The 16,921-nt window shown below is 75.1% G+C and carries 14 protein-coding genes and 1 riboswitch; of the genes, 7 read left to right on the top strand and 7 right to left on the bottom strand.

What is annotated here, in order from left to right; all coding sequences use genetic code 11:
• Positions 1-9 precede the first annotated feature (9 nt).
• A complete protein-coding gene (locus tag K4S16_RS09965) occupies positions 10-513 on the top strand; it encodes a DUF1772 domain-containing protein (RefSeq protein WP_149258554.1) in 504 nt (167 codons plus the stop codon).
• 61 nt (positions 514-574) lie between these two features.
• On the opposite strand, the gene K4S16_RS09960 is transcribed toward K4S16_RS09965, so the two are convergent.
• Complete coding sequence (locus K4S16_RS09960; protein ID WP_200841780.1) at positions 575-2,020, bottom strand: S9 family peptidase; 1,446 nt, start codon at positions 2,018-2,020, stop codon at positions 575-577.
• A gap of 80 nt (positions 2,021-2,100) precedes the next feature.
• Between K4S16_RS09960 and K4S16_RS09955 the strand changes: the two genes are divergently transcribed.
• Both K4S16_RS09955 and K4S16_RS09950 read left to right on the top strand, forming a co-directional pair.
• Entirely contained in the window at positions 2,101-2,667 is a 567-nt protein-coding gene (locus tag K4S16_RS09955; protein ID WP_200841779.1) for a transcriptional regulator, read from the top strand.
• Between the two features lie 26 nt (positions 2,668-2,693).
• Entirely contained in the window at positions 2,694-3,530 is an 837-nt protein-coding gene (locus tag K4S16_RS09950; protein ID WP_149258553.1) for a metallophosphoesterase, read from the top strand.
• Between the two features lie 19 nt (positions 3,531-3,549).
• Here the strand turns inward: K4S16_RS09950 and K4S16_RS09945 are convergent, their stop codons facing one another.
• Positions 3,550-4,131: a TetR/AcrR family transcriptional regulator gene (locus K4S16_RS09945; protein WP_200841778.1), complete on the bottom strand. Its 582-nt coding sequence runs from the start codon at positions 4,129-4,131 to the stop codon at positions 3,550-3,552.
• 203 nt (positions 4,132-4,334) lie between these two features.
• Positions 4,335-6,098 (bottom strand): phosphomethylpyrimidine synthase ThiC, encoded by a 1,764-nt coding sequence (gene thiC, locus K4S16_RS09940; RefSeq protein ID WP_149258552.1) that lies wholly within the window; start codon positions 6,096-6,098, stop codon positions 4,335-4,337.
• A riboswitch (TPP riboswitch) is annotated at positions 6,094-6,207 on the bottom strand. (Overlaps the previous gene by 5 nt.)
• A 90-nt stretch (positions 6,208-6,297) precedes the next feature.
• On the opposite strand from thiC, the gene tsaA reads away from it, so the two are divergent.
• Complete coding sequence (gene tsaA, locus K4S16_RS09935) at positions 6,298-6,702, top strand: tRNA (N6-threonylcarbamoyladenosine(37)-N6)-methyltransferase TrmO (protein WP_149258551.1); 405 nt, start codon at positions 6,298-6,300, stop codon at positions 6,700-6,702.
• A gap of 18 nt (positions 6,703-6,720) precedes the next feature.
• On the opposite strand, the gene K4S16_RS09930 is transcribed toward tsaA, so the two are convergent.
• A complete protein-coding gene (locus K4S16_RS09930) occupies positions 6,721-7,755 on the bottom strand; it encodes a hypothetical protein (protein WP_149258550.1) in 1,035 nt (344 codons plus the stop codon).
• Between the two features lie 135 nt (positions 7,756-7,890).
• Here K4S16_RS09930 and K4S16_RS09925 point away from each other — a divergent pair, with 135 nt between their 5' ends.
• The 3 genes from K4S16_RS09925 to K4S16_RS09915 all read left to right on the top strand — a co-directional run bounded on the left by K4S16_RS09925 (position 7,891) and on the right by K4S16_RS09915 (position 12,359).
• Positions 7,891-9,057, top strand: coding sequence for a sensor histidine kinase (locus K4S16_RS09925; RefSeq protein WP_200841777.1), 1,167 nt, complete (start codon positions 7,891-7,893; stop codon positions 9,055-9,057).
• 135 nt (positions 9,058-9,192) lie between these two features.
• Complete coding sequence (locus K4S16_RS09920; protein WP_200841776.1) at positions 9,193-9,864, top strand: CDP-alcohol phosphatidyltransferase family protein; 672 nt, start codon at positions 9,193-9,195, stop codon at positions 9,862-9,864.
• Complete coding sequence (locus tag K4S16_RS09915) at positions 9,861-12,359, top strand: mannose-1-phosphate guanyltransferase (protein ID WP_149258549.1); 2,499 nt, start codon at positions 9,861-9,863, stop codon at positions 12,357-12,359. Before K4S16_RS09920 ends, K4S16_RS09915 begins: the two co-directional genes overlap by 4 nt.
• A 7-nt stretch (positions 12,360-12,366) precedes the next feature.
• Here K4S16_RS09915 and K4S16_RS09910 read toward each other — a convergent pair whose 3' ends face one another.
• The 3 genes from K4S16_RS09910 to K4S16_RS09900 form a co-directional block, all read right to left on the bottom strand.
• On the bottom strand, positions 12,367-13,779 hold the full coding sequence (locus tag K4S16_RS09910) for an aminotransferase class V-fold PLP-dependent enzyme (RefSeq protein ID WP_235036683.1): 1,413 nt from the start codon (positions 13,777-13,779) through the stop codon (positions 12,367-12,369).
• 108 nt (positions 13,780-13,887) lie between these two features.
• A complete protein-coding gene (locus K4S16_RS09905) occupies positions 13,888-15,480 on the bottom strand; it encodes an ATP-binding cassette domain-containing protein (protein ID WP_149258548.1) in 1,593 nt (530 codons plus the stop codon).
• Between the two features lie 92 nt (positions 15,481-15,572).
• Positions 15,573-16,913 (bottom strand): PLP-dependent aminotransferase family protein, encoded by a 1,341-nt coding sequence (locus tag K4S16_RS09900; protein ID WP_149258547.1) that lies wholly within the window; start codon positions 16,911-16,913, stop codon positions 15,573-15,575.
• Positions 16,914-16,921: the final 8 nt, after the last annotated feature.

The raw sequence follows: 16,921 nt of genomic DNA, 5'->3' as shown, positions 1-16,921 counted from the left end.
CTGACCATCATGAAATCGTCTCTCGCGGGCGTCTCCGCGACCCTTTCCATCATCATGGCGGCCGGGATGGCCGGAACGTTCTTCGGCTTCTCCACCGGGGTGATGCCCGGTCTGAACGCGGCCCGCCCCGCGTCGGCCGTCGACGCCATGCAGGGCATCAACCAGCGGATCCAGAACCCGGTCTTCGTGGCGATGTTCCTCCTGGTGCCCGTCCTGGCGGCGGCGGCGGGAGTGCTGCTGCTCACCATGGACCAGAAGTCGGCGGCCCTGCTCTTCTTCGCCGCGGCCGGACTGTACTTCGTGGGCGCGCTCCTTCCGAGCTTCGCGGTGAACATCCCGATGAACAACGACCTGGACGGCGTCACGATCCCGAAGGACGCGTCCGGGGCGGCGAGGATCTGGTCGGACTACTCCGGCCGCTGGACGGCGTGGAACACCGTCCGGGCCGTGTTCAGCTGGGCGAGCCTCCTCGCGATGAGCCTGGCCGTCTACGTCTGGGGCAAGGACGGCTGACCCGGGCCGGCGGCGCCGAGGGCCCGTGCTCCCTTCCCGGAGCACGGGCCCCGAGCCGCGCTCACGGGAGCAGCACGCCCCAGTGGACGCCCCACGGGACGAAGACCGCGCCGGCGGCCAGCAGCAGCCCGAGCCGCACGCGCTCGCCGCGGGGGACGGTCGCCCCCGTCCGGCGCCACGCCAGCGTCGTTCCGGCCGCCGCCACGACCGTCGCCGCGGCGAGCCCCTGGAGGACCAGCCACGGCAGCGGCCTGCCGCCGAGGACGGGACCGGGGCTCGGATCGCTGCCCGCGACGAGGGACAGGAGGTAGACGACCGGGCCGAAGGTGGCGACGAGTCCGGCCCCGGCGAGCAGCCGGGCCCAGCGGCTCACCGGCCGCACCCTCCGCCCGCGCAGCCTGCGCACGAGCGCGGCCAGCGGGTAGGCGAGGAATCCCACGAGGAAGAGCACGGCCGCCGCCAGGTGCACCCACCGCGACTCCCACCACGCCAGCGGGGGCACCTCGGTGCTGGCGTGCGCCTGGTGGGGCGGGGTCGCCGCCCCACCAGGCGGCGTCGCCGTGTCGGCCGCGGGGGGCTTGCCGCTCGTGACGTCGCGCACCCAGGCGCCGACGAGGTCGGCGTAGCCGGGTGCGAGTTCGGGGCCGCGGGTGATCCCGCCGTCCGGGGTCAGGTGCGCGGCGTGGTCGGCTCCGGCGAAGAACCGGAAGGTGCAGTGGTCGTTGCCGCCCCGCCTCAGGGCCTTCGCGAACAGCGGCGGATTGTCCTCGGGCGGGGTCTGCAGGTCGTGCTCGCCCCAGACGCCGAGCAGGGGCTGCCGCACGCGCGCCAGCACGGCCGGCGCGTCGAAGTAGGCCTCGGCGAACACGCCGGCGTCGCCGGCGAGCCGGGCCAGGGCCGGCTTGCCGCGGTCGATCAGCGACCCCGAGACGCCGACCCTGCGCAGGTCGGAGACCTCGTTCCAGGTCTGCTGGCGGATCGGCGTCATGGCGTTGCCGCCGACGACGATCACGAAGGCCGCCTCGGCCGAGCGGGACGCGGCGAGCGGCGCGACCCAGCCGCCCTCGCTGAGCCCCCACAGGCCGACCTTCCGGGGGTCGACGCCGGGGCGGGCGCGCAGGGCCCGCAGCCCGCCGAGCGCGTCCTCGGCGAGCTCGGAGTAGTCGCGGCGCAGTGCGGTGTACCCCGCCGACCTCTTGTCGTAGATCAGCACGGCGAGGCCGCGCCGCGCGAACTCCGTCGCCTCGGTGAGCAGGTGCTCGCGCGGCACCCCGGCGCCGGACCCGGTGACGAGCACGACGCCGGGACGGGGCGGCCCCTTCACCGCCGGGGCGAGGACCGTGCCGTACAGGGTCAGCCCGCCCGCGCCCGTGAAGGCCACGTCCGTCGAGGTCAGGCCGGGCGGTGCGGGGATCCGGCCCGGGCCGCCGCCGGCGCCGGCCCGGGCGGGCGCGGCCCAGAAGGCGCCGAGCAGCAGCGCCAGGAGGAGGGTCATCGCGGTTCTCATGGCGGCGACCCTAGAACTACAGAGAAACCTCTGCAAAGACTTCTCTGCAAATATACGTCTGCGGTACTAGGCTTCTCCCCATGAAGGACGAGGAGGAGCCCGTCGTCCTGGACGACCCGGGGCGCATGAAGGCGCTGAGCCACCCGCTGCGGCGCCGGATCCTGCACCGGCTGCAGGTGCACGGCCCCGCGACGTCCACGACGATCGGCGAGGCGCTCGGCGCCAACACCGGCACGACCAGCTACCACCTGCGCCAGTTGGAGAAGCACGGGTTCATCGAGGAGATCCCGGAGCGTTCGGGCGGCCGGGAGCGCTGGTGGCGCCGGACCGAGGGGCTCCGCGACATCCGCGCGCCCCACCCCGGCTCCCTCCCGCCCGAGGACAGGCCGGTCCTGGCCGAGTTGATGCGGGTCGGCCACGCCGAGGACATGGAGCTGTTCGCCGGGCTCCCCGCCGCCTACGAGCGGGACCAGGCCTGGGCGCGGATGTCGCGGGGTTTCGCCCACATGACCGAGGAGGGCCTGGCCGAGTTCTTCGAGGCCTATATCCGCCTGCTGCACGAGCACGCGCACAGCCGGGAGGACGCGCCGCCGGGCGCCCGCCCCGTCCACATCCGCCTGTTCACCCTCCCCGCCGACGGCGACTGAGGCGCGGCGGGGCTTACGATCGCTGAATGGGCGGCGTCTACGCGATCAGCGACCTGCACGTGGGGTTCCCGGAGAACCGCGCGTTCGTCGAGGGGCTGCGGCCCGCGTCCGAGGACGACTGGCTGATCGTGGCGGGCGACGTCGGCGAGCGCTTCGCCGACGTCGAGTGGACGCTCCGCACCCTCGCCGGACGCTTCGCCACCGTGCTCTGGGTCCCCGGCAACCACGAGCTGTGGACCGTCAAGGGCGATCCCGTGCAGCTGCGCGGCGAGGCCCGCTACCGCCGGCTCGTCGACATGTGCCGCGGCCTCGGCGTGCTGACCCCCGAGGACCCCTACCCCGTCTGGGACGGACCTGACGGCGCCGTCACGGTCGCGCCGCTGTTCATCCTGTACGACTACACGTTCCGACCGGACGGGACGTCCACCAAGGAGGAGGCCCTCAAGGTCGCGCACGAGGCGGGCGTCGTGTGCACCGACGAGGTCTACCTGCACCCCGATCCGCATCCCGGCCGGGACGCCTGGTGCGACGCCAGGATCGACTACACCGAGCGGCGCCTGTCCGCCCTGGAGCCGGGGACGAGGACCGTCCTGGTCAACCACTGGCCGCTCGTCCGCGAACCCACCCGCGTCCTGTGGTACCCCGAGTTCGCCCAGTGGTGCGGCACCGAGCGGACCGCGGACTGGCACAGCCGGTTCGGGGCGGTCTCCGTCGTGTACGGGCACCTGCACATCCCCCGGACGATCTGGACCGACGGCGTCCCGCACATCGAGGTGTCGGTCGGCTATCCGCGCGAGTGGCGGCGGCGGGCCGACGCCCCGCGCGGTCCCCGCCGCGTCCTGCCCGACCCGGAGACGTCCTGACCGCCGCGATCGGCCGGTCCTAGCGCGCGCCGCCCGGCACCACTCCGGCGGCGGCGAGCGACAGCATCCGGCCGGCGGCGCCGGGGTCCCTCTCGGCGACCGTCGCGATCGCGCCCGCGAGCCCCAGCACGTCGCCGAACGCGGCGTCCGCGGGCGCGTCCCCGGCGCGCTGCGCGCGGGCGAGCAGCGCCGCGCCCGCCTCGAACATCGCCGTGCGGGAGCCCGAGTCCTCCAGCCGGGGGTCGCGCAGCGACACCACCGCCGAGGCCGCCATCCCCGGGAACGCCGTGACCTCCGAGACGAACGTCCGCAGCCAGGCCAGCAGCGCCTCGCCGGGGGAGGGGGAGTCCAGCAGGTCGCGCGCGGCGGCCGCCAGCCCGTCGTAGACGTCGGCGAGCAGGGCCTCCAGGAGGTCCTGCCGGGTGGGGAAGTGGCGGTAGAGCGTTCCGATGCCGACGCCCGCGAGCCGCGCGACGCCCTCCAGGGAGGCGCCCGCGCCCCGGCTCTGGAAGGTCTCCCGCGCCGCGGCGAGCAGCCGCGCGCGGTTGCGCCGCACGTCCGCGCGCACCGCACGCGCCTTCGGCGTGTCGTCGCTGGTCACCTGGGTCGTCGATCCTTCCGGCGGGTGGAGCGGGCCTGCGGCTATCGGAGGGATCCGCGGCTTTGGAACGGTCCTTCGATCCTAGCCGCGCCGCCGCCGCGCCCCCGCGCCGGGATGCGCCCTGACCTGCCAGGGCCCGCCGCGCACGGTGCGCGGCGGGCCCGTCGGCGCCCCGGGCGGCGCCCCTCCGGCCCTCCGGCCGGTCAGCTCCCGGCGGGTGAGACCGGGAGGTGCAGGCGGCCGCCGGAGGCCTTGAACTCCTCGGCCTTCTCCCGCATCCCGGCGGCGAGGGCCTCCTCGTCGCCCAGGCCGCGATCGGCCGCGTACCGCCGCACGTCCCGCGTGATCTTCATGGAGCAGAAGTGCGGGCCGCACATCGAGCAGAAGTGCGCGGTCTTCGCCGGCGCGGCCGGGAGCGTCGCGTCATGGAAGGCCCGCGCGGTGCCGGGGTCGAGGGACAGCTCGAACTGGTCCTCCCAGCGGAAGTCGAACCGCGCCTCCGACAGCGCGTCGTCCCACGCCCGCGCGCCCGGGTGGCCCTTGGCGAGGTCCGCGGCGTGCGCGGCGATCTTGTAGGCGATCACGCCGGCCTTGACGTCGTCGCGGTCCGGCAGCCCGAGGTGCTCCTTCGGCGTGACGTAGCAGAGCATCGCGGTGCCGTGCCAGCCGATCATCGCGGCCCCGATCGCGGAGGTGATGTGGTCGTAGCCGGGCGCGATGTCGGTGGTCAGCGGCCCGAGGGTGTAGAACGGCGCCCCGTCGCACCACTCCTGCTGCAGGTCCACGTTCTCCTTGATCTTGTGCATGGGGACGTGCCCGGGGCCCTCGTTCATCACCTGGGTGCCGAACCGCGCGGCGATCCGCGTCAGCTCGCCCTGGGTGCGCAGCTCGGCGAACTGGGCCTCGTCGTTGGCGTCCGCTATGGAGCCCGGGCGCAGGCCGTCCCCGAGCGACCAGGTCACGTCGTAGGCGGCGAAGATCTCGCACAGCTCCTCGAAGTGGGTGTAGAGGAAGTTCTCCTCGTGGTGCGCCAGGCACCAGGCCGCCATGATCGACCCGCCCCGGGACACGATCCCCGTCTTGCGCCGCGCCGTCAGCGGGACGTACGACAGCAGCACCCCGGCGTGGACGGTCATGTAGTCCACGCCCTGCTCCGCCTGCTCGATCACGGTGTCGCGGAACACCTCGTAGGTGAGCTCCGCCGGGTCGCCGCCGACCTTCTCCACCGCCTGGTACAGCGGGACGGTCCCCACCGGCACGGGCGAGTTGCGCAGGATCCACTCACGCGTGGTGTGGATGTCCCGCCCCGTCGACAGGTCCATGATCGTGTCGGCGCCCCAGCGGGTGGCCCACGTCATCTTCTCGACCTCGTCCTCGATCGAGGACGCGACCGCCGAGTTGCCGATGTTCGCGTTGACCTTGACCAGGAAGTCGCGTCCGATGACCATCGGCTCGATCTCGGGATGGTTGACGTTGGCGGGCAGCACCGCGCGCCCCGCCGCCAGCGCGTCCCGGACGGCCTCCGGGGCCACGCCCTCGCGCAGCGCGGCGAACTCCATCTCCGGCGTGATCTCCCCGCGCCGCGCGTAGGCCCGCTGGGTCACCGCGCCGCCGGTGCCGCGCCGCGGCCGCCGGGGCAGGGAGCCCTCGCCGTCGGCCTGCGGGAGGCCTCCCGCGCCCCCGGGGAAGGCGGTGGGCGACGGCCGGCGCCCGTCGTCCTCGGGGCGCGCCGCCCGCCCCTCGTACGGGGCGGTGTCGCCGCGCTCGGCGATCCAGGCCTCCCGCAGCGGCGGCAGCCCGCGGCGCACGTCGGTCCGCTGGTCGGGGTCGGTGTACGGCCCGGACGTGTCGTACAGGACGACGACGTCGCCGTTGGTCAGCGCCACCTCCCGCATCGGGACCCGGAGCTCCGGGCGCGAGCCCTGGAGGTAGGTCTTGCGGGCAGCTGAAACCACAGGTTCGGTCATGACGACTCGATCTCTCCCTACGCCGGCATTACCCGGTCAGGTTCATGCGGTCAGCGGCCGTCCCAGCCGCTATCTCAGCCCGGTTCGCCGGACCCCCGCGATCTGTCGTCCCCGACGTTAACCCGCGCCGCCCCCGTTGCCGCAACCGCCGTCCGCGGGGTAGAACGCGCCCGCGCGGAGCCTCTGGGAAGATCGCGGCATGTCCCACGTCGACAGGGAAGTCACGCTCACACCGGTCGGGCACGTCTCCTCGCCGCTCACCGACCGCGCGGCGGCGCCGAAGCAGGGCACCGAAGGCGCCCCCGAGGCCTGGCTGGTCTTCGAACCGGCCTACCGCGCCGCCCTCGACGGGCTCCGCCCCGGCGACCGGATCATCGTGCTCACCTGGCTGCACCAGGCGTCGCGCGAGGTCCTGCGGACGCGGCCGCGCAACGACCCGGCCAACCCCGAGACCGGCGTGTTCGCGACCCGCTCGCCGGACCGGCCGAATCCGGTCGGCCTGCATCCGGTCGAGATCCTCCAGGTCAGCGGGCGGCGGCTGCGCGTCCGCGACATGGAGGCCGTGGACGGGACGCCCATCCTGGACGTCAAGCCCGTCATCTGACCGGCTCCGGCCGCCCGGCTAGCGGCGGCCCGGGCGGAACGCGACCGGCAGCGCGAGGGCCAGGGTGCGGAGCGGGTCCGGGGCGGACGGCGACCGCTCCAGCCGGACCTCGTCTCGGTCGCCCTCGCCGCCGGTGCCCAGCGCGGCCGAGCGCCGGCCGTCGATGCCGGTGACGACGAGGCCGCCGCCGGTCTCGCGCGTGCTGCCGAGGAGCATCCCGCCGGCGGTGTGGAAGGACGGCTCGCGCGGGCCGCGCAGGAACCCGAGGGTGCGCCCGGCGGGGTCGAGGACGCGCACGCGGTCGCGGCCCGGCAACCGGGAGGGGCCCCGGACCACCAGCAGCGCGGCGGCGTGGGGGTCGCGCAGCACGACGGTCCTCCGGCCGCGCCGCCGGCAGGCCACGGCGAGGACCGCGCCGCCGTCCCGGTCGCGGTACCGGCCCCTGCCGTCCACGGCGATCTGCGGGGCACGGGACAGGGCGCCGGCCGCGGGCGGCGGGACCTCCTCGCCCTCGTCGTCGACGACGCGCCAGGCCGCGCCGAGGGTCTCGGCGGTCGCGGTCCGCACGGCTTGGAGCCATCCGGAGGGGAGCGTCCGGTCCCTGAGCAGGGCGACCGCCTTCCCGTCCACCGGGGCGACGGCCTCGACGCCCGGCGCCCGCTCCGGGTCGAGCCAGAGCGTCCACACGGGGTCGCTTACCGGCCACCTGATCCCCACCGCGTCCACCGCTCCGGCCGGGACGCGCGCCTCCCGCCCGCTTCGGCGGAGAACCACACCCTCCGCGTCGATGGTGACGACGAGGCGGGTCAGGTGGAGGCGGACGGCCCAGAGGACGGCGGCGAGGGAGGCCAGAAGGCAGCCGCCGCCGCACAGCAGCAGGGCCCCGCGGGCACTCTCCGGCTCCCAGGACCCGAGGCCGGAGCGGGCCGCCGGCAGGGCGGCGGCGCCGACCGCGAGCGCGGCGAGCAGGAGGCCGAGCGGCCGGCGGTACGCTCGCGCGCCGAGCGTGATCCGTAGTCCGGGCGGGGGGACGGCGGGCGGGGGGACGGACAACTGTCGGCCCTTCGTGACGGGGTTTGCAGAACTATAGGGCGGCCCCGCGGCGCCGCACGGGGCCCGGCGCGAAAGATCGTCCGCGCGGGCGAGGACCGCTGCGCGGGTCGCGCGCACGTGGGGGAGAATGATCGCGTGCTGACGGTGCCCCGGGTCGACGCGACGGTGAAGGACGCTTCGGCGGCGGCGGTGCTGGCGGTGGCCGCGACCGCGGCGGCGGTGCTGTGGCCGGGCGTCCGGGAGCTGGACGCCCCGGGCGCGCTCCTGCTGGTGGCGGCGCACGTGCCGCTCGCGGTGATCCGGCGCCGGCCGGCCTCGGGCCTGGCGGCGCTGGTGGTCCTGGTACTGCCCTACCACCTCGCCCAGTACCAGCACCACGCGCTGGTGCCGGCCGAGGTCGTCGCCCTGTTCGCCTACGCGGTGCTCGGGCGCAGGGTGCGGGTCGTGCTCGGCGTCGCGGCGTCCCTGCTCGCCGTGTGCGTGGTCGGCATGGCGATGCGGGCGGGCGGCGGCTCGCTGCGCGAGCAGATCGCGGTCATCGAGGCCGTGGTGTCGGTCGTGATCGCCGTCCAGGTGCGGCGGGTGCACCGCGCGCGGCTCGCGACGATCACCGAGCGGGCCGAGCGCGCCGAGCGGACGCGGGAGGAGGAGGCGCGGCGGCGGGTCGCCGAGGAGCGCCTGCGGATCGCCCGCGACCTGCACGACCTCCTCGCGCACAGCATCACCCTCATCGGCGTCCAGGCCGGCGCGGCGGCCCACCTCGTGCGCGGGGACCGGCCCCTCGACCGGGACGAGCTGGCCGACGCGCTCGCGTCCATCGCCTCGACCTGCCGGGACGCCAGGACCGAGCTGCGCGGCACCCTCCAGGTCCTGCGCGGCACGGACGTGGGCGCCCCCTCGACGCTGCCGGGCCCGCACGGAATCGGCGACCTCGTGCGCGCGGCGCGCGGCGGCGGCGTGGACGTCGACCTCCGGGACGGGGACGTCGGGACGCTGCCGCCGGAGACGGGCGTCGCGGCGTACCGGATCGTCCAGGAGGCCCTGACCAACGTTGTCAAGCACGCCGCCGCGAAGCGCGCGACGGTGAGCCTGGAGCGGGACGGCGCGGGGCTCGTCGTCCGGGTCGCGGACGACGGCAGGGGCCCGTCCGGCGCCCCGCCCGAGGGCTTCGGGATCCTCGGCATGATCGAGAGGGCGCGCAGCGTAGGCGGGACGTTGGACGCGGGGCCGGGCGAGTCCGGCGGGTTCGTCGTCACGGCCGTCCTGCCGCTCGCGGACGCCGCGGCGCCGCACCGGGCGTGACGCGAGCCCCGGCGGGAATCCGGTAGCGCACGTTCGCCGGGACCCTCCCGACTCCGACCCGGACGCCGCCGGGGGGCTTTCCACCCCTTACGGATAGGGTCAGGATCAAGGGGACCAGGGGAGGCGAACGGGTCGGTGAGCACTTTGCAGGAGGCCCCGCAGGACCGGATCTTCACGGTGCCCAACATCCTGAGCCTCGCCCGGCTCCTGGGCGTCCCGCTGTTCCTGTGGCTCGTGCTGGCCGAGGCGGACTGGTGGGCGCTCGGCCTGCTGGTGTTCGCGGGCCTGTCGGACTGGCTGGACGGGAAGCTCGCACGCGCGCTGAACCAGACGAGCAGGCTCGGCACCGTGCTCGACCCGGCCGCCGACCGCCTCTACATCCTGGCCACGCTCGTCGGGCTCACCATCCGCGACATCATCCCGCTGTGGCTGGTGCTGGTGCTCGTCGCCCGCGAGGTGTCGATCCTGCCGATCGCGCCGATCATGCGGCGGCTCGGCTACGGCCCCACGCTGCCGGTCCACTTCATCGGCAAGGCGGCGACGATGTGCCTGCTGTACTCCTTCCCGCTGCTGCTGCTCGGCGACCACGACGGGGGCGCGGCCACCGCGGCGAGGGTCATCGGGTGGGCCTTCGCCGGCTGGGGCACGGGCCTGTACTGGTGGGCGGCCGTCCTGTACTGGGCGCAGACGCGGCAACTGGTGCTGGCCGGCCGCGGAGCGCCGCCCCCGGGCGCCCCGCCCGAGACGGACGGTCCGGGCGCGGGACCGCCCGCCGGTGACCAGAAGGGAGCTGAGACCCCCCGATGAAGGCCGTCGTGATGGCGGGAGGCGAGGGGACGCGGCTGCGTCCGATGACCGCCAACCAGCCCAAACCGCTGCTGCCGCTCGTCAACCGGCCGATCATGGAGCACGTGCTGCGGCTGCTGAAGAAGCACGGGTTCAGCGAGACCGTCGTCACCGTGCAGTTCCTGGCCGCGCTGATCCGCAACTACTTCGGCGACGGCGAGGAGCTCGGCATGGCGCTGAGCTACGCGACCGAGGAGGTGCCGCTCGGCACCGCGGGCAGCGTCAAGAACGCCGAGGAGGCGCTGCGCGACGACCGCTTCCTGGTGATCTCCGGGGACGCGCTCACCGACATCGACCTGACCGACATGGTGCGGTTCCACGAGGAGAACGACGCCCTCGTCACCATCGGCCTGAAGCGCGTCCCGAACCCCCTGGAGTTCGGGATCATCATCGTGGACGACGAGGGCCGCGTGCAGCGGTTCCTGGAGAAGCCCACCTGGGGCCAGGTGTTCTCCGACACCGTCAACACAGGCATCTACGTGATGGAGCCCGAGGTCCTGGAGCACGTCGCGGAGGGCGAGCCGGTCGACTGGTCCGGGGACGTCTTCCCGAAGCTCCTCGCCGAGGGCGCCCGCCTGTTCGGGTACGTGGCCGACTGCTACTGGGAGGACGTCGGCACCCACGAGAGCTACCTCAAAGCCCAGGCGGACATGCTGTCCGGGCAGGTCGGCATCGACCTCGACGGCTTCGAGGTGTCGCCGGGCGTGTGGGTCGCCGAGGGCGCGGAGGTGGACGCCGAGGCCGTCCTCAAGGGCCCGCTCTACATCGGTGACTACGCGAAGGTCGAGGCGGGCGTCGAGTTGCGCGAGTTCACCGTCCTCGGCAGCAACGTCGTGGTGAAGGAGGGCGCGTTCCTGCACCGCGCCATCGTCCACGACAACGTGTTCGTGGCGCCGTCCACGAATCTGCGCGGCTGCGTCGTCGGCAAGAACACCGACATCATGGCGGGCGCCCGGGTGGAGGAGGGCGCCGTCATCGGGGACGAGTGCGTCATCGAGGCCGAGGCGTACGTGTCCAGCGGCGTGAAGGTGTACCCGTTCAAGACCATCGAGGCCGGCGCCGTCGTCAACACCAGCGTGATCTGGGAGTCGCGGGGGCAGCGCAACCTGTTCGGGCCGCGCGGGGTGTCCGGCCTCGTCAACGTCGAGATCACCCCGGAGCTGGCGGTCCGGCTCGCCAGCGCCTACGCGACGACGCTGAAGAAGGGCTCGACGGTCGTCACCGGGCGGGACGTCTCCCGCGCGGCCCGCACCCTGAAGCGCGCCGTGAACAGCGCGCTGACCGCCAGCGCCATCAACGTCCAGGACCTGGAGGCGACGCCGCTGACCGTCGCCCGGTTCGAGACGGGCCGCGAGGACAGCGTCGGCGGCATCTACATCCGCACCACCCTCGGCGACCCGCAGGGCGTCGACATCCTGTTCCTCGACGCGGACGGCGCCGACCTCTCCCAGGGCGCGCAGCGCAAGCTGGAGCGCGTCTTCGGCCGGCAGGAGTACCGCCGCGCGTTCCCCGGCGAGATCGCCGAGCTGACCTACCCGCCGCGCGTCGTGGAGACCTACACCCGCGACCTGCTGCGCCGCGTCGACATCCGCGGCGTCCGCGAGGCGGGGCTGAAGATCGTCCTGGACTGCGCGGGCGGGGTGGCCTCGCTCGTCCTGCCGAACCTGCTCGGCAAGGTCGGCGTGGAGGTCCTCACCCGCAACGCCGGCCTGGACGAGGCCAACCCGACCGAGACGCTCGCCGAGCGGATGCGCGACCTCGAGCGGCTCGGCGAGCTGGTGTCGTCGTCGCGGGCCGCGTTCGGCGTCCGGTTCGACCCGGTGGGGGAGCGGATCTCCCTGGTGGACGAGAACGGCGAGCTGGTCGGCGACGACCGGGCCCTGCTGGTGATGCTGGACCTGGTCGCGGCCGAGCGGCGCGGCGGCAAGGTGGCGCTGCCGGTGACGACGACGCGGGTCGCCGAGCAGGTGTGCCGGTTCCACGGCGTGCAGGTCGAGTGGACCTCCACGTCCCAGGACGTGCTGACCAAGGCGGCCGCGCAGCCGAGCGTGGTCTTCGCGGGGGACGGGCGCGGCGGGTTCCTGATGCCCGAGTTCAGCGGCACCGTGGACGGGATCGCGGCGTTCGTCCGGCTCGTCGGGCTGGTCGCGCGGACGCGGCTGACGCTGTCGCAGATCGACCGCCGCATCCCCGACGCGCACCTGCTGCGCCGCTCCGTCCCGACGCCGTGGGCGGCCAAGGGCAGCGTGATGCGCCATGTCGTGGAGGCGGCGGCGGGCCGGACGATCGACACCACCGACGGCGTCCGCGTGGTCGAGGGCGACGGCCGCTGGGTCCTCGTCCTGCCCGACCCGGCGGAGGCCGTGACGCACCTGTGGGCCGAGGGGCCGGACGCCGACGCCGCGCAGGCGCTCCTGGCCGACTGGGCCGCCGTCGTCGAGAGCGCGGGCTCCTGACCGGCCCTCAGCACCGCTCGCGGGGCCTGAGCCCGGCCCGGTCGGGCTCCCGGTCGGCGTAGGCGGCGCCGAGGAACCCGGCGAGGCGCTCGACGTCGGCGGCGTTGGACACGAGGCCGAGGGACGCCCTGACCGCGCCGCCGCTCGGCAGCCCGAGCACGTCGAGGTAGTCGTCGAGGGTCCGCGTCCGCCGGTGCGCGGCGCTCCGCAGGGCGGGCTCGGGGATGCCGAAGGCGGCCTCGCCGGCGCCGGGGTTGCAGAAGCATCCCGTGCGGACCGAGATGCCGGCGGCGGCGGTGTCGCGGGCGACGATCCGCTCGTCCACGACCGCGCCGCGCCGGTCGAGCACGTTGAACGAGACGGTGCCGCCGCGCCGGTCGCCGTCCTCCGGCCCGTACACCCGGATCACGGGGGAGCCGTCGGCGTGGCGCAGCTCGGCGAGCCGGCGCAGAAGGAGCGCCGTCAGGCACCCGACGCGGCGGTGGACGAGGTCGATGCCGATGTCCTCGATCCAGTGGATGCCGAACTCCACGTCCGGGATGGACAGGAAGTTCAGGGTGCCGTCCTCGAACGCCGTCTCGTCGGGCGCGGGGACGTGCCAGCCGCCGAGCGCGCTGACCGCCTGGATCGTCCCGCCCGCGAACCAGGGGCGGCGCAGCCGGGCCAGCGCCTCCCGGCGGGCGACCAGGCCGCCCACGCCGGTCGGGTACCCGAACACCTTGTACCAGCTCACGGGGACGAAGTCGGCCCGGACCCGGCTCAGGTCGAGGCGGTTGGCGGGCGCGAACGCGGCCGCGTCCAGGAGCACGTCGCAGCCGTGCGCGTGGGCGAGGTCGACCCAGCCCAGCGGGTGCTGGACGCCGCTGAAGTTGCTCTGCGCGGGGAACGCCAGCAGCCCGCCGCCGCCGCGCAGCGCCGCGGCGAGCTCGGCCTCGCGGACGCGCAGGTCGGGCCCGCGGACGGGCACGTGGGCGACCTCGGCGCCGCGCGCCTTCGCGAACTCCCTGATCCCGTTCACCGAGTTGTGGTTGTCGCCGGTGAGGACGAGCCGCCGGCCGCGCCCGAACGGGTAGGCCTCCCCGACGAGGCGGCACGCTCCGGTGGCGTTGTGGGTGAACACCACCGCGTACTCCTCGGGGGAGGCGTTGAAGAACTCCAGGACGGCCCGCCGCGCCCCTTCGACGAGCGCGGTGGAGGCGCTGGAGGTGGGGTTCTCCGAGTGCGGGTTGCCGTAGCAGCGCCCGGCGAGGCGCTCGGCGTGCGCGCGGATCTGGGCGGCGGCGGCGACGCCGGAGCCGGTGTAGTCCAGGTACGTGTGCCCGTCCAGGTGGCCGTACTCGGCGGCCCGCAGCTCGTCCAGCCGCCGCGTCTCCGCGTAGCCGGGCATGAGCTCGGCGCGGAAACCGGATGAAATTCTCACAAATCTCCCCCGCCTACATAAGCCGCATTCCTCACTAAACGGTCCAAAATCCCCAATGGGGATACAAGGGTGCGGGGGTGGCCTTAAATGGCCCGCGGAGAAGGGTTTCTATGTCCTGCGGGTGAGGACCAGGCAGGCTCCCGCGAGGAACAACGCGGCGAACCCGCCCAGCACCGCCCAGTCCACGGCGACCGGCCGCGAGAAGGTGTCGCCGTACGAGGCGAGAAGGGGCGGGCCCAGCGGCGAGCGGCCCGTCGCCCAGAGCCCGTCCACCCCGAGGCTGTGCCCGAGCCCCTCGAACGCCCAGCGGTTGGACATGGCGCAACTGAGCCATCGTCCGGGCGCCGCCATCACTGGGACGGGCAGGATCGCGCCGACGAACAGCACCTGCGGGAAGCAGAGCATCGGCAGGGCCATCGTGGCCTGGGCCGGATCGGTGACCGACGCCGACACGAGCAGACCCAGTGCCAGCGCCGCAACCGAGCACAGCAGCAGCGTCACGAACAGCTCCCCGTAGGTGCCCCACCCCATCGCGGGCAGCCTGTCCAGGGCCCGCAGGACGCCGAGCATCAGCGCGTCCACCGCGGCCAGCAGCGGCAGCAGGACGGCGGCCTTCGCCAGCACGTACGGTCCGACCCTCAGGCCGGTGAGCCGCTCCCTCCGCAGCACGGGCAGCTCGTTGCAGATCTGCAGGAGCCCGTAGGTCAGGCCGAAGAAGAACCCGCCGAACGCGATCCAGAACAGGATCATCACCGTCGCGCCGGGGCTGGGGGACTCCGGCGCGAACGCGCCCGGGCGGAACAGGACCGCGAACATCGCCAGCACCATGAGCGGGGAGCCGATCAGCACGGCGAGGGTGAGCCGGTTGCGGGTGAGCAGGTCCAGGCTGCGGCGGGTGAGCAGCGCCCACTGCCGCAGCGGGCCGATCCCCGGCCCGGACGCCGGCGGAGCGGACGCGCCGAACCGCCCCTCCCAGTCGTGCGCGTCCCCCTCGGCCAGGTGCAGGTAGATGTCCTCCACCCGGTCCGCCCGGAACCGCTCACGGGCCTCGCGCGGGCCGCCGTAGAACGCCAGCCGCCCGTCCTGGGAGAGGACGGCCACCCGGTCGCACACGAGGACGTCCGGCGGGTGGTGCGTGGTGAGCACCACCGTCGTCCCCGCGTCCGCGAGCCCGCGCAGCAGCCGCATCAGGTCGGCCGCGGCCGCCGGGTCGAGCCCGGAGGTGGGCTCGTCCAGGAAGAACACGCGCGGCCGCGTCAGCAACTCGACCGCGATGCTGGCCCGCTTGCGCTCACCGCCGCTCAGCGACCCGACGCGCTGCCCCTCCCGGCCCGTCAGCGCCAGCGCCTCCAGCACGCCGTCCACGGCGCGCTCGGCCCGCTCCGGGGACGTCCCCGCGGGCAGCCTGAGCCCCGCCGCGTACCGCAGGGTGCGCCGCAGCGGCATCTCCAGGTGCACGATGTCGTCCTGCGGGACGTAGCCGAGCGAGCCGGCGGCCGGAGCGCTCCCGCCGCCGTCGTAGCTGACCTCGCCCTCGGCGGGCGGCCGGACGCCCGCGATGGCGTCCAGGAGGGTGGTCTTGCCCGCACCGCTGCCGCCGATGATCGCCACCAGCTCCCCGGCGCCGATCGACAGCGACACCTCCCGCAGCGTCCGCCGCCCCCCGGCCGCGCGCTGCCCCACCTCGCGGACCTCGATCATCTGTCCTCCCGCCGGGCGGCCCCACCCCGACGATGAACGATCTTCCGGTGCGCGTCCAGCCGCCGGAGCGCGCCGGCCGCGGCGGTTTCCGGTCAGTCCGGGGCGTCGTCGTCGGGGTCCCCGGCGGCGATCCCGGCGAGGGTCTCCAGGGCGCGCGCGAGGACGTCCGGCGGCGGGGAGGCCAGGCCGAAGCGGACGGCGCGCGGGGCGGCGCCCCCGCCCACGACGAAGGCGGCCGCCGGGGTCACGGCGATCCCCCGCCGGGCCGCCGCCGCCACGAACGTCTCCGCCCGCCACCGCTGCGGCAGCTCCCACCAGCAGAAGTACGAGGCGGGGTCGGACCGGACGGCCGCGCCCTCCAGTCGGCTCGCCGCGATGCGCTGGCGGGCCGCCGCGTCGGCGCGCTTGGCGCGGGTGACCGTCTCGACCGTCCCGTCGGCGATCCAGCCCGCGGCCGCCTCCAGCGCGAAGCCCGCCGGACCCCAGGCGCCGGAGCGCAGCGCGGCGGCGACGCGCCCGGCGAGCGCGGCGGGCGGGACGGCGAAGCCGAGGCTCAGGCCGGGGGCGAGGCGCTTGGAGAGGCTGTCGACCAGCACGGTGCGGTGCGGCGCGTGCGCCGCCAGCGGCTCGGGCCCGCCGCCGGGCAGGAACGCCCAGATGCGGTCCTCGACGGCGTGGAGGCCGAGCCGTTCCAGCGCGCCGGCCAGCTCGGCGCGGCGCTCGGGCGGCATCGTCGTCCCGCAGGGGTTGTGCAGCGTCGGCTGGACGTAGACGGCGCCGAGGGGGGCGGCGCGATGGGCGTCGGCGAGCGCGTCCGGGCGCAGCCCGTGCCCGTCCATCGCGATCGGGACCGGCGTCACCCCGAGCCTGGCCGCGATCCCCTTGATCACCGGATAGGTCAGGGCCTCGACGCCGAGCCGGCCGCCCGCCGGCACGAGCGCCGCCACGGCCCCCGCGATGGCCTGCCGGCCGTTCCCCGCGAACAGGACCCCGTCCGGGGCGGGCCGCCAGCCGGGGGTGGCGAGCAGCGCCGCCGCGGCCTCGCGGGCGGCGCCGGTGCCCGCGACGCCCGCGGGCCCGAGCGCGGCGTCGAGGACGTCCGGGCGGCGCAGGCGCTCCAGCCCCGCGGCGAGCAGGGCGGTCTGCTCGGGCACCACCGGATAGTTCAGCTCCAGGTCGACGCGCGCGGCCGCCGGCTCGGCGAGCGCGGGCCCCGGCGGGCGCTCGCCCGCGCGGACGAAGGTCCCGCGCCCGACCTCGCCGACCACGAGACCGCGCCTGGCCAGCTCCCGGTACACGCGGTTCGCCGTGGAGCCCGCGATGCCCCGGCGCCGGGCGAAGGCCCGCTGCGGCGGCAGCCGCTCGCCCGGGCGCAGCCGCCCCGCCGCGATGTCGGCCGCCAGCTCGTCCGCGAGCCGCCGGAAGTCGTCCATGCGCCACC

Origin of the sequence: Actinomadura sp. K4S16, assembly GCF_008327685.1 — a bacterium.
In the GTDB taxonomy this organism is placed as follows: Bacteria; Actinomycetota; Actinomycetes; order Streptosporangiales; family Streptosporangiaceae; genus Spirillospora.
Note: the sequence above shows the minus strand (reverse complement) of the source record. Positions and strands in the feature narration are given on the sequence as shown.